Origin of the sequence: Pseudomonas sp. xss_4 (genome assembly GCF_043104125.1) — a bacterium.
Taxonomy (GTDB): domain Bacteria; phylum Pseudomonadota; class Gammaproteobacteria; order Pseudomonadales; family Pseudomonadaceae; genus Aquipseudomonas; species Aquipseudomonas parafulva_B.
In genome coordinates, this window is sequence record NZ_JBICKJ010000027.1 from 38,763 (window position 1) to 59,524 (window position 20,762).

Here is a 20,762-nt window from a genome sequence, read left to right on the forward strand (position 1 = left end):
TGCGGGTCATCGGTAGCGCTATAGGGTGTTTGGGGGGTATATGGCAACCGGCAATGCCGCTTGCATACCAGCATCAGCTGACTGATCCGGCGTCGTCTCAACGTATCGAGCGAGGTGACGTCATGAGTATTTTTAGCCACTTCCAACAACGCTTCGAGTCCACGCGCCAAGAAGAACTCTCGCTGCAGGAGTACCTGGAACTGTGCAAGGAGGATCGTAGCGCCTACGCATCGGCATCCGAGCGCCTGTTGATGGCCATCGGTGAGCCAGAGCTGATCGACACCTCTACCAACTCTAGGCTGTCGCGCATCTTTTCCAACAAGATGATCCGGCGCTATCCGGCCTTTGCCGACTTCCATGGCATGGAAGAGTGCATCGACCAGATCGTGTCGTACTTCCGCCATGCCGCCCAAGGCCTGGAAGAGAAGAAACAGATTCTTTACCTGCTTGGCCCGGTGGGTGGCGGTAAATCCTCCCTGGCCGAAAAGCTCAAGCAACTCATGGAGCGGGTGCCCTTCTACGCCATCAAGGGGTCGCCGGTCTTCGAGTCGCCGCTGGGGTTGTTCAACGCCACCGAAGACGGGGCCATTCTCGAGGAAGAGTACGGCATCCCGCGGCGCTACCTGAACACCATCATGTCGCCGTGGGCCACCAAGCGCTTGCAGGAATTCGGCGGCGATATCAGCAAGTTCAAGGTGGTCAAGCTCTACCCCTCCATCCTCAACCAGATTGCCATCGCCAAGACCGAGCCTGGCGACGAGAACAACCAGGACATCTCTGCACTCGTGGGCAAGGTGGATATCCGCAAGCTTGAAGAATTCCCGCAGAACGACGCCGACGCCTACAGTTATTCAGGCGCGCTTTGCCGAGCCAACCAGGGCTTGATGGAATTCGTCGAGATGTTCAAGGCGCCCATCAAGGTGCTTCACCCGCTGCTGACGGCCACCCAGGAAGGCAACTACAACAGCACCGAAGGCCTGGGCGCTATTCCCTACTCCGGGATCCTGCTGGCACACTCCAACGAGTCCGAATGGCACACCTTCCGCAACAACAAGAACAACGAAGCTTTCATTGACCGTATCTACATCGTGAAGGTGCCTTACTGCCTGCGGGTCAGCGACGAGATCCGCATCTACGACAAGCTGCTGATCAACAGCTCGCTGTCCAAGGCCCATTGCGCCCCGGACACGCTGAAAATGCTGGCCCAGTTCACCGTCCTCTCGCGCCTCAAGGAGCCTGACAACTCCAACATCTATTCGAAGATGCGGGTGTACGACGGCGAAAACCTCAAAGACACCGACCCCAAGGCCAAGTCCATCCAGGAATACCGCGACTCGGCAGGCGTCGATGAAGGTATGAACGGCCTGTCGACCCGCTTCGCCTTCAAGATCCTGTCCAAGGTGTTCAACTTCGACCCTCACGAAGTGGCGGCCAACCCGGTGCACCTGCTGTATGTGCTCGAGCAGCAGATCGAACAGGAACAATTCCCGGCCGAGGTGCGCGAACGCTACCTGCGCTACCTGAAGGAATACCTGGCCCCCCGGTACATCGAGTTCATCGGCAAAGAAATCCAGACAGCTTACTTGGAGTCCTACAGCGAGTACGGCCAGAACATCTTCGACCGTTATGTGCTGTACGCCGACTTCTGGATCCAGGATCAGGAGTACCGCGATCCGGAAACCGGCGAGATTCTCAACCGCATCGCCCTGAACGAAGAGCTGGAGAAGATCGAGAAACCGGCGGGTATCAGCAACCCCAAAGACTTCCGCAACGAGATCGTCAACTTCGTGCTGCGCGCCCGGGCCAACAACAACGGCAAGAACCCAAGCTGGCTCAGCTACGAGAAGCTGCGGGTGGTGATCGAGAAGAAAATGTTCTCCAACACCGAAGACTTGCTGCCTGTCATCAGCTTCAACGCCAAGGCCAGCAAGGAGGATCAACAGAAACACAACGACTTCGTCACGCGCATGGTGGAGCGTGGCTACACCGACAAGCAGGTACGTCTGCTGTCGGAATGGTACCTGCGGGTCAGGAAATCGCAATAAAGCGGCAAGCGACAAGCCGCAGGCTTCACGCTGGCCGGCGCCGTGCACCCCTCGGCGCCAGTGCCCGCAGCTGCGGCGGCTGCTCTTTCTTGCAGCTTGAAGCTTATGGCTTGCAGCTGCTCCCCGCAGGAGGAACCATGAGCTACGTTATCGACCGACGCCTGAATGGCAAGAACAAGAGCACGGTCAACCGCCAGCGCTTTTTGCGCCGGTACCGTGATCACATCAAAAAGGCCGTGGAAGAAGCGGTTAGTCGCCGCTCCATCACGGACATGGAGCACGGTGAGCAGATCAGCATCCCAGGCCGTGATATCGACGAGCCAGTGCTGCACCATGGCCGTGGCGGCAAGCAGACCGTCGTACACCCGGGCAACAAGGAATTCACCGCAGGTGAGCATATCCCCCGTCCGCAGGGTGGTGGCGGCGGCAGTGGCCGTGGCAAGGCCGGCAATGCCGGTGACGGCATGGACGACTTCGTTTTCCAGATCACCCAGGAGGAGTTCCTGGAGTTCATGTTCGAGGACCTGGAGTTGCCCAACCTGGTCAAGCGTCACCTGACGGGTGCAGACACGTTCAAGAACGTGCGCGCCGGTATCGCAAGCGAGGGCAACCCGTCACGTATCAATATCGTACGCACACTGCGCTCGGCCCATGCTCGGCGCATCGCATTGACCGGCAGCAGCCGCGCCCTGCTTCGCGAAGCCCAGAAGGAGCTTGCCCGCCTGCGCGTCGAGGAGCCTGACAACTTTACGGACATCCAGGAAACCGAGCAGGAGATCGAGCGGTTGAAGGCGCGTATCAATCGGCTGCCCTTCCTCGACACCTTCGACCTCAAATACAACCTGCTGGTGAAGCAACCGAACCCCAGCTCCAAGGCTGTCATGTTCTGCCTGATGGACGTTTCGGGCTCGATGACCCAGGCCACCAAGGATATCGCCAAGCGCTTCTTCATCCTGCTGTATCTGTTCCTCAAGCGTAACTACGACCGGATCGAAGTCGTGTTCATACGGCACCACACCAGCGCGCGCGAGGTGGATGAAGAAGAGTTCTTCTACAGTCGCGAAACCGGCGGCACCATCGTCTCCAGTGCCTTGAAGCTGATGCAGGAAATCATGGCCGAACGCTACCCAGCAAGTGACTGGAACATCTACGCGGCCCAGGCGTCGGATGGCGATAACTGGAACGACGACTCACCGATCTGCCGCGACATCCTCACCCGGCAGATCATGCCGCACGTTCAGTACTACACTTACGTGGAAATCACCCCACGTGAACATCAGGCGCTCTGGTACGAGTACGAACGTATCGGCGATGCCTTCCCCGATACGTTCGCGCAACAGCAATTGGTATCGGCCGGCGATATCTACCCGGTCTTCCGTGAACTCTTCCAGCGCAGGTTAGCCACATGACCGCCAGAGCACAGAGACGCCAGCCCATCTCCACCGGCTCAGAGTGGACGTTCGACCTGATCCGAACCTATGACCGGGAAATCGGCCGCCTGGCCGAACGTTACGCCTTGGACACCTACCCCAATCAGATCGAGGTAATCACCGCCGAGCAGATGATGGACGCCTACGCTTCGGTCGGCATGCCGCTGGGTTATCACCACTGGTCCTACGGCAAGCAATTCCTCAGTACCGAGAAATCCTACAGCCGCGGGCAAATGGGGCTTGCTTACGAAATCGTCATCAACTCCGACCCCTGCATCGCCTATCTCATGGAAGAGAACACCATGTGCATGCAGGCCCTAGTGATCGCTCATGCGTGCTATGGGCACAACAGTTTCTTCAAGGGCAACTATCTGTTCCGCACCTGGACCGATGCCAGCTCGATCATCGATTACCTGGTCTTTGCCAAGCAGTACATCGCCCAGTGCGAGGAGCGTCACGGGATCGATGCGGTGGAAGACCTCATCGACTCTTGCCACGCCCTGATGAATTACGGGGTGGACCGCTACAAGCGCCCCTATCCCATTTCTGCCGAAGAAGAGCGTCGCCGGCAGAAGGATCGGGAGGAACACCTCCAACGGCAGATCAACGACCTGTGGCGCACCATTCCCAAAAGTGCCGACAAGACCAGTGAACGGGACGACGTGCGCTTCCCCGCCGAACCTCAGGAAAACATCCTCTACTTCATCGAGAAGAACGCACCGCTACTCGAACCCTGGCAGCGCGAGGTGGTGCGGATCGTGCGCAAGATCGCCCAGTATTTCTATCCACAGCGCCAGACACAGGTGATGAACGAAGGCTGGGCGACCTTCTGGCACTACACGCTGATGAACGATCTGTATGACGAGGGGCTGATCACCGAAGGCTTCATGATGGAGTTCCTTCAGTCCCATACCAGCGTGGTCTTCCAGCCTGGTTTCGATAGCCCCTATTACAACGGCATCAACCCTTACGCGTTGGGCTTTGCCATGTATACCGACATTCGGCGCATGTGTGAGGCACCCACCGAGGAAGATCGCCACTGGTTTCCGGACATTGCCGGCAGCGATTGGCTTTCAACCCTCAAGTTCGCCATGAGCAGCTTCAAGGACGAAAGCTTCATCCTTCAATACTTATCGCCCAAGGTGATGCGTGATCTGAAACTGTTCAGCATCCTGGACGATGACCAGCGGGACGAACTGTACGTGCCTGCCATCCACGACGATGCAGGCTATCGCACCATCCGCGAACAATTGGCCGCCCAATATAACCTCGGCAATCGCGAGCCGAACGTTCAGATATGGAGCGTCGATCGTCGCGGAGATCGGTCGCTGACGCTTCGGCACCAGCAACACAACCGCAAGCCCTTGGGGGATTCGACCGAAGAGGTACTCAAGCACCTGCATCGGTTGTGGGGGTTCGATATTCACCTGGAAACCGTGCAAGGCGACCAGGTGATGAAAACCCATCACATGCCCCCTCGTGGCGAGCACGGCGAAGGTTCTGACTACGGGCGCCTGGACATGGCGGTCATTCACCACCTGTGATGCGCCCCCTGGCGGTCGGCAGGTTATGCTGTCGGCAATCAGGGGGAGTTACTTATGCACATTTACAAAGTGGGGGGCGCAGTACGCGACCGCCTACTCGGCCGCCCGGTCACCGATATCGACTGGCTCGTGGTAGGCGCCACGGTTGAAGACATGCTTGCCAAAGGGTTCCGCCCGGTTGGCGCAGACTTTCCGGTGTTTCTGCATCCCAAGACCGGCCAGGAATATGCGTTGGCCCGTACCGAGCGAAAGAGCGGCAGGGGCTACGGCGGGTTCACCTTTCACGCAAGCCCGGACGTCACGCTCGAGCAAGACCTGATACGCCGCGACCTGACCATTAACGCGATGGCGGAGGACGCGGACGGCACCCTCTACGACCCTTATCAGGGCAAGGCCGACCTTGATCGGCGCCTGCTTCGCCACGTTTCGCCCGCGTTTGCCGAAGATCCACTGCGTGTGCTGCGCGTCGCTCGTTTTGCAGCGCGTTATGCGCCGTTGGGCTTCAAAGTGGCCGACGACACGCTGGGCTTGATGCAGCACATCAGCGCTTCGGGTGAACTGCTGGCGTTAACGGCAGAACGCACCTGGAAGGAAATCGAGCGGGCATTGATGGAGGCGCACCCCAAGGTGTTCTTCGAAGTCCTGCGAGCATGCAATGCCCTGCACGTGCTGCTGCCGGAACTGGAGCCTCATCCCCAGACCCTGGTCGCACTGGAACAGGCAGCCCGGCATCAGCTTGCGTTGCCCGTACGCTGGGCCTGTCTGCTGCATCCTTTACCAACCGCGTCGATCAAGGCGCTCAATCAGCGCCTGAAGACCCCGCGGGAGTGCCAGGATCTGTCGATGCTGACCAGCCAGTGCCTGGAGCAGGCCAACAAGGCCTTAGAGCTGCCTGCCCAGACGCTGTTGGATCTGTTGCAAACGTTCGACGTTTACCGCAGGCCGCAGCGTTTCGAGGACTTTCTAGCAGCCTGTCGAGCGATCGCGCAGGGCAACGGACAGACAGACTACCGGCAGGCAGACTACCTGCAAGGGGCTATGGCCGCTGCCCGGGCCGTGGATGTAAAGCCGCTGGTTCAGGCTGGTTTCACCGGCCAGGCGCTGGGTGAGGCCTTGAAAAATGAGCGCTTGCAGGCGCTCGATGCCTACAAGGGCAGCTAGCTACAATGTCGCGCAGCTCGCGCTCGACCTGCGCGACAACCCCAGCAGCAGCTGATGGCCGGCATGCTGGGCATTGTGTGCGACGGTATGAGCCTCAGGCAGGCGTCAGTTGCAACCCGCGCCACTCGAAGGCGACGGGCGCCAGGACCTGATCGATCTGCGACTCTTGCCACACCTGCGCCATGGTTTTGCCTACACCCGGGTGCACCAGATCAGGCGCCAGTAGCGACAACGGCCACAGCACGAAGGCATTTTTCAGAATTTCAGCCCGGGGCAGCACCAGCCCGTCGAAAGTGCCATGCAGGTCGTCATACATCAGCACGTCGATATCCAGCGGCAGGCCGAGTCGATCAGGGGCATACCGGCCATTGTCGGCCTCGATGAATTTCAGCCGCCGGTCCAGTTCGATCAACGGTAGCGTCGTCTGTCCGGTCACCACAAAATTGATGAACGGCCCGCTCTTGATGCCCACCGCCTGGCTTTCGAACGCGGGCGAGCAACGCATGTCGGTCAGAATGGCCGCCAGCGCATCGAGACCGGCACACAGGTGGGTATGCCGATCGACGTTGCTGCCAAGGCCCAGGTATACCGTGCTCAGAGACATCCGCGCTCGATCTCCACGCCAACACCACCGCGCGCTGCCGGCACTGCGCCCGGCTTGGTGAGCTTCAAGCGCACCCAGGGGATGCCGAACTCGTCCATCAACACGGCAACCAAGCGCTCGGCGAAGGTTTCGACCAACTCGAAGCGTGCCTGCTCGGCAAACCCCTGGATGCGCGTCGAAACGCTCGCGTAATCGAGCGCCAGGGCGAGGTCGTCGCCTGCGGCCGCAGGCCTGTTATCCCAGGCGAAGCTCAGGTCAAGACGCAGGCACTGGCGAATATCCCGCTCCCAGTCATAGGCACCGATCACGGTATCGACTTCCAGGCCTTCGATGAACACTCTGTCCAAGCACTTCTCTCCACAGCACGACAAGGGCGACTGGCGCCGTTAGAATCAGGGCGTCCTCGCCCGGAATAGTTAGCATGTTTTGGTTACTGGCGCTGCTCGCCTACCTGCTCGGCTCGCTGTCCTTCGCCATTGTCCTGAGCCGCCTTGCGGGCAGCCCGGACCCGCGTTGCAGTGGTTCGGGCAATGCCGGCGCTACCAACATGCTGCGCCTGGCAGGGCGCAAGATGGCGATCCTGACCCTGCTTGGCGACCTGTGCAAGGGGCTGTTGCCGGTAATGCTCGCCCGCCTTGCCGGGCTGGACCTGCACGCGCAGGCCTGGATCGGTATCTGTGCAGTGCTGGGCCACCTGTTCCCCGTGTACTTTCGCTTTCGCGGTGGCAAGGGCGTGGCGACCGCGGCCGGCATGCTGGTCGGCTTGTACTTGCCTGCCGCATTGCTGGCCATCGTTGCCTGGGTGCTGACCCTGTACCTCACCCGCACCAGCTCCCTGGCTGCGCTGATCGCTACACCGCTGACCCTGCCATTGCTGGCCTGGCGCCAGCCCGAGGCCCTGCTGCCGATGACGGTACTGACCGTCCTGATCGTATGGCGCCATCGCAGTAACCTGCGTGACCTGTTTGCAGGCCGCGAGCGGCACTTCTGACCCCTACAGGGGCGGCAACTGCTCCATCGGCCAGCGCGCCTGCACGCTGATCGCCAAGTCTTGCTGCTGCCCCGCCAGCAGCCGCTGGCAGCCGGCATAGGCGATCATGGCCCCATTGTCGGTGCAGAACTGCGGACGGGCGTAATAGACATTGCCCTTGAGGTTGCCGAGCATGTCTTCCAGCGAAGCGCGCAGGGCCTTGTTGGCGCTGACCCCCCCGGCAATGACCAACCGCTTGAGGCCCGTCTGCTTGAGTGCCCGCTTGCACTTGATGGTCAAAGTCTCCACCACCGCCTGCTGGAACGCCAGGGACACGTCGCAACGGGTTTGTTCGTTGTCGTCACCAGCCTCCCGGCACTGCTGCCAGGTATTGAGGGCGAAGGTTTTCAGGCCACTGAAGCTCATTGCCAGGCCTGGCCGATCGGTCATCGGCCGAGGAAACACGAACCGCCCCGGTGTGCCGCGCTCGGCAAGCCGGGCAATTTCCGGCCCACCAGGGTAGTTCAGGCCGATGAGCTTGGCGGTCTTGTCGAACGCCTCGCCGGCCGCATCGTCCAGGCTCTCGCCCAGCAATTCGTACTGACCAATGCCATCGACGCGTACCAGCTGGGTATGACCGCCGGAAACCAACAAGGCAACGAACGGAAACGCCGGCGGGTTTTCTTCCAGCATGGGCGCCAGCAAGTGGCCTTCCATGTGGTGTACACCGATGGCCGGGATGTCCCAGGCAAAGGCCAGGGCCTGGGCGCAGGAGGCACCGACCAGGAGTGCGCCGACCAGCCCGGGGCCTGCGGTGTAGGCGATGGCGTCGATTTCGGTGGCCACGCAACCCGCTTCGTCCAGCACTTGGCGAATCAGCGGCAGCATGCGCTTGACGTGGTCGCGCGACGCGAGTTCGGGCACCACGCCGCCAAACACGCGGTGCAGATCGATCTGACTGAACAGCGCATCGGCCAGCAGGCCCCGTTCACTGTCGTATAATGCGACGCCGGTTTCGTCGCAGGATGTTTCCAATCCCAGTACTAGCATGGGCTCGTCCCTTGTGGGGGCTGAATTCGAAGGCGCGCATGATAGTCCCCGTGCAAGGTGCCGACCAGCGGTTTTCGATCAGAGGCTTTGCATTCCGGCTTGCTAAGGGTTAACATCCGCAACCCTTGAAAACCGACGTTCTCCAGCACACCTTTGTTTTGCCAGGAGCGCGTCTACCCCGGTAATGAATTAAGGTAGCCCTGGATGCCAGCCGTCAAAGTTAAAGAGAACGAACCCTTCGACGTAGCTCTGCGTCGTTTCAAGCGCTCCTGCGAAAAAGCCGGTGTACTGGCTGAAGTTCGTAGCCGCGAGTTTTACGAGAAGCCGACCGCAGAGCGTAAGCGTAAGGCAGCTGCCGCTGTCAAACGTCACGCCAAGAAAGTTCAGCGCGAACAGCGCCGCGCCGTTCGTCTGTACTAATACAGACGTTCATCGCAAAGCTTCTGCCCTGCCCGGTTAACCACCGGGCGATGGCAGTGGTCGTTTCAAACTTGAGCAGCTTGCTCAAGGCTCCATGCACATGTTCAAGCACCGTGCATGCGGGCAACCTGCCTGAAACGTCAGAACTGGTCATTGTGTTGTAGGCCAGGCGTGCACGTCCGACTGACGGGCCTCATGGGCCGGCGACGGGCACTTATTCCCCGCATAGCTTCAAGCATCACCCGCTGCATTCGGCGCGTGAGCGATTAGACTTGCCAGTTGCCAGATTGACGAGACTGCCATGGCCGGGCTGATTCCCCAGAGTTTCATCGACGACCTCATCAACCGCCTCGACATCGTCGACGTGGTCAGCTCCCGTGTCCAACTGAAAAAAACCGGCAAGAATTATTCTGCCTGTTGCCCGTTCCACAAGGAAAAGACCCCCTCCTTCACCGTGAGCCCCGACAAGCAGTTCTATTACTGCTTTGGTTGCGGCGCCGGTGGCAACGCCCTTGGCTTCGTCATGGACCACGACAACCTGGATTTCCCCCAGGCCGTCGAGGAACTGGCACGAGCGGCAGGCATGGAGGTCCCGCGCGAGCAAGGCCGGCGCGACCAGAAACCGCGCCAGCCGACCGACTCACCGTTGTACCCGCTGCTGGACGCCGCCTCGGAGTTCTACCGCCAAGCCCTGCGCAGTCACCCGACCCGCAAGGCAGCGGTGGAGTACCTGAAAGGCCGCGGTTTATCCGGCGAAGTGGCGCGCGACTTCGGCCTGGGTTTCGCGCCGCCTGGCTGGGACAACCTGCTCAAGCACCTGGGTGCCGACACGCTGCAGCAGAAGGTCATGATCGATGCCGGCCTGCTGATCGAGAATGCCGAAACCGGCAAACGCTACGACCGCTTCCGCGATCGGGTGATGTTTCCGATTCGCGACAGCCGTGGCCGCATCATCGCCTTCGGCGGCAGGGTGCTAGGTGACGACAAGCCCAAGTACCTGAACTCTCCCGAAACGCCTGTGTTCCACAAGGGCCAGGAGCTGTACGGGCTGTACGAGGCCCGCAAGCACAACCGCAACCTCGACGAAATCATCGTGGTCGAGGGCTACATGGACGTGATTGCCCTGGCCCAGCAAGGCTTGCGCAACGCCGTGGCCACCCTGGGCACCGCCACCAGCGAAGAGCACCTCAAGCGCCTGTTTCGCGTGGTACCGAGCGTACTGTTCTGCTTCGACGGCGACCAGGCCGGGCGCAAGGCGGCCTGGCGAGCGCTGGAGTCCGCCCTGTCGAACCTGCAGGACGGCCGTCGCGCGCGTTTTCTGTTTCTGCCTGAAGGTGAAGACCCGGACAGCCTGGTCCGCGCCGAAGGCACCGATGCCTTCATGGCCCGCATCAACCAGCACGCGCAACCATTGGCCGATTACTTCTTCGAGCAGCTGAGCATCGAGGCAGACCCTCGCTCGCTCGAAGGCAAGGCGCACATGGCCACCCTGGCTGCACCGTTGATCGAAAAAATCCCGGGCGCCAACCTGCGTCAACTGATGCGCAACCGCTTGCGGGAAATCACCGGGCTCGATCCGCAGCAGGTTGAGCAACTGGCGCAACAGGCCCCCGCGGCGCCCAGCGCCGACTACGACCCAGGCTATGACTACGATGCCATGGTCAGCTACACGCCTGATTACGCCGACATGCCGCAGCCCGATTATGCTGGCGCTCATCAGGAACAGGCCTGGACGCCCAAAAAGGCCGGCGGCAAGAAAGCCTGGAGCGACAAACCCTGGGACAAGCATCGCAAGGGCGGCAAGCCGTGGCAGCGTGACGAGCCCCCGCCCCGCGTGCCGGCACCGGTCGAACCGCCTACGCTGGCGGCGCTGCGCACGCTGTTGCATCACCCGCTCCTGGCCGGCAAGGTGGAAGACGCCAGCCATTTTGCCGACGAAGAACAGCTCTACAGCCAACTGCTGGTGGCATTGATCGAAGCTGCACAGAAAAATCCTGGGCTAAGCTCAATGCAGTTGATCGCACGCTGGCATGGCACCGAACAAGGTCGCCTGCTGCGGGCGTTGGCGGAGAAGGAATGGCTGATCGTGGCCGACAACCTTGAACAACAGTTTTTCGACACCATTACTAGCTTGTCCGCTCGCCAACGTGAGCGAAGCCTGGAACAACTGCTCAGGAAATCCCGTCAAAGCGAATTGACCAGCGAGGAAAAAACCCAGCTTCTCGCCTTGTTGAGCCGGAATGTTCCCGCACAAAACCCGACCTCATCTGGCGCGTGAGGTCCATGCTCGGGTATAATCCTCGGCTTGTTTTTTGCCCGCCAAGACCTTCAGTGGATAGGGTGTTATGTCCGGAAAAGCGCAACAGCAGTCTCGTATCAAAGAGTTGATCACCCGCGGTCGTGAGCAGGGCTACCTGACTTACGCGGAGGTCAACGACCACCTGCCTGAGGATATTTCAGATCCTGAACAGGTGGAAGACATCATCCGCATGATCAACGACATGGGGATCAACGTATTCGAGAGTGCTCCGGATGCGGATGCCCTTCTGTTGGCGGAAGCCGACACCGACGAAGCCGCGGCCGAAGAAGCCGCTGCTGCGTTGGCGGCAGTTGAGACCGATATCGGCCGCACGACCGACCCGGTACGCATGTACATGCGTGAAATGGGTACTGTCGAGCTGCTGACCCGTGAAGGCGAGATCGAAATCGCCAAGCGGATCGAAGAAGGCATTCGTGAAGTCATGGGCGCCATCGCCCACTTCCCGGGCACTGTGGATTACATTCTCGGCGAGTACGACCGCGTCACCACCGAAGGTGGCCGTCTGTCGGACGTCCTCAGTGGTTACATCGATCCCGATGACAACATCGCGGCACCGACAGATGAAGTGCCGATTCCAGGCGCCAAGACTGCCGCTGCGAAGGAAGAGTCCGAGGACGAGGAAGAAGAGTCTGACAGTGACGACGAGGAAGAGACCGAAAGCGGTCCGGACCCTGTCGTTGCAGCTCAACGCTTCGGCGCGGTCTCGGATCAGCTTCAGGCCACCAACAAGGTCCTGAAGAAGAACGGTCGTGAGCACAAGGAAAGCGTTGCTGCCCTGCAGGCGCTGGCCGATCTGTTCATGCCGATCAAGCTGGTCCCCAAGCAGTTCGAAGTGCTGGTCGAGCGTGTTCGCAGCGCATTGAGCCGCCTGCGTCAGCAAGAACGCGCCATCATGCAGCTGTGCGTGCGTGATGCCCGTATGCCGCGTGCCGACTTCCTGCGCATGTTCCCGAGCAACGAAACCGACCAGACCTGGAGCGGTGACCTTGCCAAGCGCAACACCAAATGGGCTGCGGCGCTGGGTGAAAAAGACGCAGCCATCGTTGCCTGCCAGCAGAAACTGATCGACCTTGAGACCGAAACCGGCCTGACCGTTGCCGAGATCAAGGAAATCAACCGTCGCATGTCGATTGGCGAAGCCAAGGCTCGCCGCGCCAAGAAGGAAATGGTCGAGGCCAACCTGCGTCTGGTGATCTCCATCGCCAAGAAGTACACCAACCGTGGCCTGCAGTTCCTGGACCTGATTCAGGAAGGCAACATCGGCTTGATGAAGGCTGTGGACAAGTTCGAATACCGTCGCGGTTACAAGTTCTCGACCTATGCCACCTGGTGGATTCGTCAGGCGATCACCCGCTCCATCGCCGACCAGGCACGCACCATTCGTATTCCGGTGCACATGATCGAAACAATCAACAAGCTCAACCGCATTTCCCGGCAGATGCTGCAGGAAATGGGTCGTGAGCCGACTCCGGAAGAGTTGGGCGAGCGCATGGAGATGCCTGAGGACAAGATCCGCAAGGTACTGAAGATCGCCAAAGAGCCGATCTCCATGGAAACCCCGATCGGTGACGATGAAGATTCGCACTTGGGTGACTTCATCGAGGACTCGACCATGCAGTCCCCGATCGATGTGGCCACGGTCGAAAGCCTCAAGGAAGCGACCCGCGATGTGTTGTCGGGCCTCACTGCACGTGAAGCCAAGGTGCTGCGCATGCGTTTCGGCATCGACATGAACACCGATCACACCCTTGAAGAAGTGGGCAAGCAGTTCGACGTGACCCGCGAGCGGATCCGTCAGATCGAGGCGAAGGCGTTGCGAAAGCTGCGGCACCCGACTCGAAGCGAGCACTTGCGCTCCTTCCTCGACGAGTGATGACCAACCCCGGCCCAGGCCGGGGTTTTTTCTGGGCTTCGTATACCGCTGGCCATCCGTCTCCAAGGCCCTGTTAAGCCTGAAAAAATCTCCCTGACACCCATCCCAGAGCTAATTGGCCGTCTACACTCGACTCAGTCCATTTGAATGCGAGAGGCCGCTATGCCCCTGATGCCGGCCATCCTGCTGGTGGCCCTGAGCCTGTGGACCACGACGGGCGTTGCGCAAGTGCAACAACCAGATCCGATCGCCGAGTACGTTGCCGTAGCGGTACCCGGCCAGACCGCGGCGCAACCCGCCCCCCCGCAAGCCTCCGCACAACACGGCACTGCGCGCATGTTCTGGTCCGATCTGGTGGTGTATGGCGTGCCCACCGTATTGTTGCTGGTACTGGTGCTGGCCACAGTCATGCGTATCAACCGGCGCCTGAGTTCCGAAATCTCCCGGCGCATCGCATTGGAGCAGGAGCTGCGCAGCAGCGAATACCACTACCGTGGCCTGGTCGAGAGCCTTTCAGCCATCGCCTGGGAAGCGAACGTAAACGATTTCACGTACAGCTATGTATCGCCCCATGCCGAGGACCTGCTCGGCTATCCGCTGAGCAACTGGCTAAAGCCCGGCTTCTGGCGCAGCATCGTGCACCCTGACGATGCGCTATGGGCCCAGGCCTACTGCGAAAGCGAAACTGCTGCCGGGCGCGACCACAGCCTGGATTACCGGGTAATTCGTGCCGATGGCCAAGCGTTGTGGGTACGCAACATCGTCAGCATGATCAAGCATGGCCACCAGCCCGTCATGCGCGGTCTGATGATCGACATCAGCGAAACCAAGCGCACCGAAGACGCACTGCGTCTGTCCGAGCAGAAGTTTGCCTCGGTGTTCCAGCAGTGCCCGGACATCTTGCTGATCGCTCGCCACAGCGACGGCTGCCTGCTGGAGGTCAACGAAGCGTTCGAAGAGCAGATAGGCCTGACGCCTGGTCAGGTCATCGGCCGGACGGCGACCGAGCTCAATCTATGGGCAGTCGAGGGTTCAGGGCCTCGCTTACTGGAGCGCCTGCACCTGGGCGGCATCCGCAACCTGGAAATGAGTTTCAGGCGCAGCAACGGCCAGTTGTTCACAGGGCTTACGTCCGCTGAAACCTTTGAACTCGACGGCACGCCTGCGCTGGTGGTCGCCGTACGCGACATTAGCCAGCTCAAGGAAACCCAGCAGCAACTGCAGATTTCCGAGGAAAAGTTCGCCAAGGCGTTTCATGCCTCCCCAGATGGCCTGTTGCTGTCCCGTCAGCACGATGGCTTGCTGCTGGAGGTCAACGACGGGTTTTGCCGCCTTACCGGCTACGCCCTGCACCCCACCCTGGACCAGACGTCGCTCGACCTTGGCATCTGGGTAGACCTCAACGAACGCAAGCGCCTGCTCGACCAGCTCAACCGAGAGGGCTTCGTACGCGACTTCACCTGCCATATCCGCCGTAGCGACGGGCAGATTCGCCTATGCGAATTGTCTGCGCGCCCGCTGCCAATCGCCGGCACCGACTGCATGTTGACCATCGCCCGGGACATCACCGAACGCCACCTGATGCAGGAAAAACTGCAACTGGCCGCCACGGTGTTCGAAAACACCGCCGAGGGCGTGTTGATTACCGACATCGACCAGCGCATCAGTGCGGTGAACCGTGCTTTCAGCGAAATCACCGGGTACAGCGAGATCGAAGCGCTGGGCCAAACCCCTCGCCTGCTCGCCTCGGGCCAGCATGACAGCGCCTTCTACGCTGCCTTGTGGCATCAACTGACCGATGAAGGGCACTGGCAGGGCGAGATCTACAATAAACGCAAGAACGGCGAGCTGTACCCCAGCTGGCTGACCATCAGTGCCGTGCGCAATGCCGAGCGCGAGATCACGCACTTCGTGGCGGTGTTCGCCGACATCTCCAGCATCAAGCATGCCCAAGCCGAACTGGACTACCAGGCACATCACGACCCTCTCACTGGCCTGCCCAACCGTACCCTGTTCGAAAACCGCCTCCAGGCCGTGCTGACCTGTGGACAACTGTCCAACCGCCAGGGCGCCGTGCTGTTCCTGGACCTGGACCGTTTCAAGCATATCAACGACAGCCTCGGCCATCCGGTAGGCGATTTGCTACTCAAGGGCATCGCGCAGCGTCTCAAAGAGCAGGTGCGCGATGTGGACACCGTGGCGCGCTTGGGGGGCGACGAGTTCATCATCCTGCTGCCCGGCCTGCACAAGCCCAGTGACGCGAGCACCATCGCCAACAAGCTGCTGACCTGTTTCAACGCTCCCTTCCAGGCCGGCGAGCATGAGTTCTTCACCAGCGCAAGCATTGGCATAAGCCTCTACCCACACGACGGCAGCGATGTCGCCACGCTCATCCGCAACGCCGATGCCGCCATGTACCGCTCCAAGGCCAAGGGGCGCAACCGGGTGGAAGTCTATACCCGCGACCTGACCGCCCAGGCCAGTGAGCGTGTCGCCTTGGAGCACGAACTGCGCCGGGCCATCGAACGCAACGAGATGAGCCTGTGCTTCCAGCCCAAGCTCAGCCTGCAAACCCAGACCCTGGTCGGTGCCGAAGCCTTGATCCGCTGGAGCCACCCGACGTTTGGCGAAGTGCCACCGGAGCATTTCATTCATCTGGCAGAGGAAAACGGCACCATCCTGCAACTGGGTGAGTGGGTACTGGAACAGGCCTGCCGTCAGATGCAGGCCTGGAAACAGCGGTACGAACCCTTTGGTCCGCTGTCGATCAACCTGGCCGGCGCGCAACTGCGCCAACCCAACCTCGCACGGCGCATCGAGGTACTGCTCAGGCAACACCAACTCAAGGCCGGCGACCTGCAGCTGGAGATCACCGAGAACTTCATCATGAGCCAGGCCGAAGAAGCCCTGGCGGTGCTGCACCAGTTGAAGAAATTGGGCGTGCAACTGGCGATCGACGATTTCGGCACCGGTTATTCGTCGTTGAGCTACCTCAAGCGGTTGCCGCTGGACATCCTCAAGATCGACAAATCCTTCATCCGCGGCCTGCCCGACGACCCCCACGATGCCGCCATCGCACGCGCCATCATTGCGCTTGGCCGCAGCATGCAACTGACCATCATTGCCGAAGGCGTCGAGAACCAGGCCCAGCAGCGTTTTCTGGCTACCGAAGGCTGCGAGCAGATCCAAGGCTACATCGTCAGCCTGCCCTTGCTGCCGGAGGAATTCGCTGCGCGGTTTCTTCGTATAGCACTAACGGATCTTTCGGATGGCACAGGTGCGAAACCCTCGTTATAATCGCGCCTGCTACTGAGGGCCTATAGCTCAGTTGGTTAGAGCAGAGGACTCATAATCCTTTGGTCCACGGTTCGAGTCCGTGTGGGCCCACCATATTCAAAGCCGCGCTTAGCGCGGCTTTCGGCTTTTTGGGTCGGCGGCGCGAGCAGCAAGGTCATCGTGGCTCAGGCCAGCAACCGGTCGATCAACGCCTGCTCGTCATCATTGAGAGGCTGATCCTCGTAGAGCTTGTCGGAGGCCGCGACCAGCGCCTCGCCCTCGACCTCGCGCCCAGTATCACCATATACATGCCCAAGGTTCTCCAGCGACTGCAGGTTGCCGTGCAGAGAGAACGAAATCAGGTACCAGCGCTCGGCCGCCTCGAGCTCGCCTAAACGGTGATAGGCCACAGCCAGGTTGTGCTGGGCGTAGACGTGGTCGGACTCCAGGGCCTGCAACAACGCCTGCTTGGCCTGCTGATAATCTTCGAGCTGCAAATACAGAAGGCCAAGATTGTTGTAGCCGTCGACATTGCCCAACTCGGCAGCGCGCCGGTAGGCCTGCTCAGCCTGCGGATAACGTTCGGCATGCAGATGGACGTCGCCGAGCAGGTTCAGCGCCTCTGGATGATCGTGGCGCACGGCGTTGTTGAGGTGCTCGACGGCGGCATCGTGATCGCCCTCCTGGTAGGCCATGCTGCCAAGGTAGAAGTGGCTGCGGGGACAATCGTACTCGGCGGCTTTCTGGAAGTACTGGCGGGCAGCGTCGTGATCACCCTCCTGGAAGGCCATGCTGCCGAGGTTGTAGTGGCTGCCCGGATAATCGTGCTCGGCCGCCCTCAGGAAGTGTCGGCTGGCGACCTCGTGATTACCGTCCTGGTAGGCCATGATGCCCAAGTTGTAGTGGCTGCCGGGATAGTCACGATCAGCGGCCCTCTGAAAGTGTCGATGGGCATCGGCGCGATCGTCACGCGCCAGGCTCACCGCGCCCACGCCATTCATCCAGCGCGGGTCGTCGGGACACGCTTTGGCAAGGTTTTCGAAGCACTCCTGCGCGGTGTCCAGATCCTGCTCTCGGAACGCCGCCCAGCCCTGGTCATTAAGCGCAGTCGCCTGCTCGGCACTGAGCGTTTTCTTGTTCATGAACCACATAGTGTTTCCTGCCTTGCGAGGGCCTCCCATTCTAGAGGCGTGTATGGAAGCCAACAAGACAATGGCTCTGCTGGGCAGGTTTGAACCGTACCCGCCACACCCAGGCTGCGGCGGCGTGGATCCGAAGCGGGCGCAGCAGCAGGAAGCTAAATGAGTCTATGCATGGCTTTCAATGACTTAGCTTGAGGACATCGCCATCAACTGTTAATCCCTTGGTGGACGGTTCGCGTCCGTATGGGCCCAACCTTTGCCAAGCCGTGCATTCGCGCGGCTTTTGCTATTTACGGTGATGCAATCCGCGCCAAGCCTAGTCCGATCAATAATTGATGAGCCGATTAACCAGCCTATTCGGCTCATTTGATGAGCCGAATAGGCTGGTTAATCGGCTCAAGTGAATACCACTCATTGATAAACCGGCGCGTCGCTGGAGAAAAATGGCAAGCATGACCCCAAGCAGGACATCACCGCAGCACAACACCAAGCCGTGGCGAAGGCAACGAACGGCTGGGTTCACTCGTTCACTCCTCCTTGCCCCCACCCACCCACGCTAGCTAGGCTACCTCCCCCTTCCGCTCGCCGAGCCACGCCATGCCAGACCTTCGCCCATTTGCCCTGGATGAAATCGACCGCCAGCTGATCGCCCTGTTGCAGATCAATGCCCGCGAAAGCGTAGCCATGCTCGCGCGCCAGTTGGGCATCGCTCGCACCACGGTCAACTCACGGCTCGAGCGGTTGGAGAAGAACAAGGTGATTTCCGGTTACGGCGTGCGCTTGGGGCAGCAGGTGATGGGCGGTGGGCTACAGGCGTATGTGGGCATCAAGGTGCAGCCACGCTCGGGCAAAGAGGTCGTCAAACGGCTAAGCGCGATGGCCGCTGTGCGGCAGTTGTGCGCGGTGAGCGGTGAATTCGACTACGTGGCCTGGCTGCACACGGAGTCACCGGAACTACTGGACCAGTTGCTGGACCGGATCGGCAACGTCGAGGGCGTCGAAAAAACCACCACGTCGATCATCCTCAGCAGCAAGGTGGATCGCGGTCAGGCGCTTTGAAACCTGTATTCACAAACATGAATTCGTCAAAATACTCACAAACCACGCCACTATGACCAAAGAGGAGACATTTCGACCTCATTCTGCTTCTTAATAACGAAATGCCCCCTCTCTAAAATGACCGCCAGACGTCTCCTATACTCAGGCTCAGCACATCGCGCAGCCGCTCTGGCAAGGTCCTTTAATGAACAAGAACAACCGGCACCCTGACGACGGCAAGAAACCCATCACCATTTTCGGCCCTGACTTCCCATTCGCCTTCGATGACTGGCTGGAGCATCCGGCGGGCCTGGGCACGATTCCGGCGCAACGCCACGGCGAGGAAGTCGCGATCATCGGCGCCGGAATCGCCGGCCTGGTGGCCGCCTACGAGCTCATGAAACTGGGGCTCAAGCCAGTGGTGTACGAAGCCTCGAAGCTGGGTGGCCGGCTGCGCTCGCAAGCCTTCAATGGCACCGATGGCATCGTCGCCGAGTTGGGTGGCATGCGCTTTCCGGTGTCGTCCACGGCGTTCTATCACTACGTGGACAAACTGGGGTTGCAGACCAAGCCCTTTCCTAACCCATTGAGCTCGGCCTCCAGCAGCACGGTGATCGACCTCGAAGGGCAGACCTACTACGCCGAAACCCCTGCCGATCTTCCCAAGCTGTTCCATGAGGTGGCTGATGCCTGGGCTGACGCGTTGGAAAGCGGTGCGCAATTCGCCGATATCCAGCAAGCCATCCGTGATCGCGATGTACCACGCCTAAAGGCGCTGTGGAACAAACTCGTACCGCTGTGGGACGACCGCACCTTCTACGACTTCGTCGCCACCTCGCGCTCGTTCGCCAAGCTCAGTTTTCTGCACCGGGAAGTATTCGGCCAAGTGGGCTTCGGCACAGGCGGTTGGGACTCGGACTTCCCCAACTCGATGCTGGAGATCTTCCGGGTGGTCATGACCAACTGCGACGACCACCAGCATCTGATCGTGGGCGGCGTGGAGCAGGTACCGCAGGGTATCTGGCGCCATCGGCCCGAGCGCTGCGCCCATTGGCCCGAGGGCACCAGCTTGCGTTCCCTGCATGGCGGTGCACCCCGCACCGGGGTCAAGCGGATCCAGCGCGCTGCCGATGGCCGCCTGGCCGTCACCGACAACTGGGGGGACACCCGCCACTACGGCGCCGTGCTCGCCACCTGCCAGACGTGGTTACTGACCACCCAGATCGACTGCGAAGAATCGCTGTTTTCCCAGAAAATGTGGATGGCACTGGACCGTACCCGCTACATGCAGTCGTCGAAAACCTTCGTCATGGTCGACAGGCCGTTCTGGAAGGACAAGGACCCGGAAACCGGCCGCGACCTGCTGAGCATGACCCTGACCGACCGCCTGACCCGCGGGACGTACCTGTTCGATAACGGCGACGACAAGCCGGGGGTCATCTGCCTGTCCTATGCCTGGATGAGCGATGCCTTGAAGATGCTGCCGCACCCGGTGGAGAAACGTGTGCAGCTGGCCTTGGACGCGCTGAAGAAGATCTATCCGAAAACCGACATCGCCGGCCACATCATTGGCGACCCGATCACCGTTTCGTGGGAAGCGGACCCGTATTTCCTCGGTGCCTTCAAGGGCGCCTTGCCGGGTCATTACCGCTACAACCAACGCATGTACGCCCACTTCATGCAAAAGAACATGCCCGCCGAGCAACGCGGCATCTTCATTGCCGGCGACGATGTGTCGTGGACGCCTGCCTGGGTAGAGGGCGCCGTGCAGACGTCGCTCAATGCGGTGTGGGGTATCATCAATCACTTCGGCGGGCACACCCACCCCGAGAACCCGGGGCCGGGCGATGTGTTCGACGAGATCGGCCCGATCGCGCTGGCCGACTGAC

14 protein-coding genes, 1 tRNA gene and 1 pseudogene are annotated in these 20,762 nt (G+C 60.5%); 12 read left to right on the plus strand and 4 right to left on the minus strand.

The genetic code is table 11. The features are described 5' to 3' along the window. Window positions 1–122 precede the first annotated feature (122 nt). From ACF8GB_RS05180 to ACF8GB_RS05195, 4 genes are all read left to right on the plus strand, one after another. Entirely contained in the window at window positions 123–2,045 is a 1,923-nt protein-coding gene (locus ACF8GB_RS05180) for a PrkA family serine protein kinase (RefSeq protein ID WP_058639617.1), read from the plus strand. Between the two features lie 137 nt (window positions 2,046–2,182). After that, window positions 2,183–3,454, plus strand: a complete 1,272-nt coding sequence (locus ACF8GB_RS05185; RefSeq protein WP_058639609.1) for a YeaH/YhbH family protein — start codon at window positions 2,183–2,185, stop codon at window positions 3,452–3,454. After that, entirely contained in the window at window positions 3,451–5,019 is a 1,569-nt protein-coding gene (locus ACF8GB_RS05190) for a SpoVR family protein (protein WP_058639610.1), read from the plus strand. Before ACF8GB_RS05185 ends, ACF8GB_RS05190 begins: the two co-directional genes overlap by 4 nt. 54 nt (window positions 5,020–5,073) lie before the next feature. Continuing rightward, window positions 5,074–6,180 (plus strand): multifunctional CCA addition/repair protein, encoded by a 1,107-nt coding sequence (locus ACF8GB_RS05195; RefSeq protein WP_058639611.1) that lies wholly within the window; start codon window positions 5,074–5,076, stop codon window positions 6,178–6,180. A 94-nt stretch (window positions 6,181–6,274) separates the two neighbouring features. Here the strand turns inward: ACF8GB_RS05195 and folK are convergent, their stop codons facing one another. Continuing rightward, window positions 6,275–6,784 carry a 2-amino-4-hydroxy-6-hydroxymethyldihydropteridine diphosphokinase gene (gene folK, locus ACF8GB_RS05200; protein ID WP_058639612.1) on the minus strand — a complete coding sequence of 170 codons (510 nt, stop codon included), beginning with the start codon at window positions 6,782–6,784 and terminating at the stop codon, window positions 6,275–6,277. Then, window positions 6,775–7,131: a dihydroneopterin aldolase gene (folB, locus tag ACF8GB_RS05205; protein ID WP_027913621.1), complete on the minus strand. Its 357-nt coding sequence runs from the start codon at window positions 7,129–7,131 to the stop codon at window positions 6,775–6,777. Before folB ends, folK begins: the two co-directional genes overlap by 10 nt. Window positions 7,132–7,205: 74 nt before the next feature. Here folB and plsY point away from each other — a divergent pair, with 74 nt between their 5' ends. Further along, window positions 7,206–7,775 (plus strand): glycerol-3-phosphate 1-O-acyltransferase PlsY, encoded by a 570-nt coding sequence (gene plsY, locus ACF8GB_RS05210; RefSeq protein ID WP_058603030.1) that lies wholly within the window; start codon window positions 7,206–7,208, stop codon window positions 7,773–7,775. Window positions 7,776–7,778: 3 nt separating this feature from the next. Here plsY and tsaD read toward each other — a convergent pair whose 3' ends face one another. Continuing rightward, on the minus strand, window positions 7,779–8,804 hold the full coding sequence (gene tsaD, locus ACF8GB_RS05215; RefSeq protein WP_058603029.1) for a tRNA (adenosine(37)-N6)-threonylcarbamoyltransferase complex transferase subunit TsaD: 1,026 nt from the start codon (window positions 8,802–8,804) through the stop codon (window positions 7,779–7,781). A gap of 204 nt (window positions 8,805–9,008) precedes the next feature. Here tsaD and rpsU point away from each other — a divergent pair, with 204 nt between their 5' ends. From rpsU to ACF8GB_RS05240, 5 genes and pseudogenes are all read left to right on the plus strand, one after another. Further along, a complete protein-coding gene (gene rpsU, locus ACF8GB_RS05220; RefSeq protein ID WP_003255575.1) occupies window positions 9,009–9,224 on the plus strand; it encodes a 30S ribosomal protein S21 in 216 nt (71 codons plus the stop codon). A 301-nt stretch (window positions 9,225–9,525) separates the two neighbouring features. After that, window positions 9,526–11,502: a DNA primase gene (gene dnaG, locus ACF8GB_RS05225; protein ID WP_392526667.1), complete on the plus strand. Its 1,977-nt coding sequence runs from the start codon at window positions 9,526–9,528 to the stop codon at window positions 11,500–11,502. Between the two features lie 67 nt (window positions 11,503–11,569). Further along, entirely contained in the window at window positions 11,570–13,417 is a 1,848-nt protein-coding gene (gene rpoD / locus ACF8GB_RS05230; protein WP_058639614.1) for an RNA polymerase sigma factor RpoD, read from the plus strand. 333 nt (window positions 13,418–13,750) lie between these two features. Further along, window positions 13,751–16,714: pseudogene (locus tag ACF8GB_RS05235) on the plus strand (EAL domain-containing protein); the annotation flags it as partial. A gap of 16 nt (window positions 16,715–16,730) precedes the next feature. After that, window positions 16,731–16,807 (plus strand) — tRNA-Ile (locus ACF8GB_RS05240). A gap of 71 nt (window positions 16,808–16,878) precedes the next feature. On the opposite strand, the gene ACF8GB_RS05245 is transcribed toward ACF8GB_RS05240, so the two are convergent. Then, complete coding sequence (locus ACF8GB_RS05245; RefSeq protein WP_392526668.1) at window positions 16,879–17,835, minus strand: tetratricopeptide repeat protein; 957 nt, start codon at window positions 17,833–17,835, stop codon at window positions 16,879–16,881. Between the two features lie 597 nt (window positions 17,836–18,432). Here ACF8GB_RS05245 and ACF8GB_RS05250 point away from each other — a divergent pair. After that, complete coding sequence (locus ACF8GB_RS05250) at window positions 18,433–18,894, plus strand: Lrp/AsnC family transcriptional regulator (RefSeq protein ID WP_058603024.1); 462 nt, start codon at window positions 18,433–18,435, stop codon at window positions 18,892–18,894. 184 nt (window positions 18,895–19,078) lie between these two features. Continuing rightward, window positions 19,079–20,761, plus strand: a complete 1,683-nt coding sequence (locus ACF8GB_RS05255; protein WP_058639104.1) for an NAD(P)/FAD-dependent oxidoreductase — start codon at window positions 19,079–19,081, stop codon at window positions 20,759–20,761. Window position 20,762 lies beyond the last annotated feature (1 nt).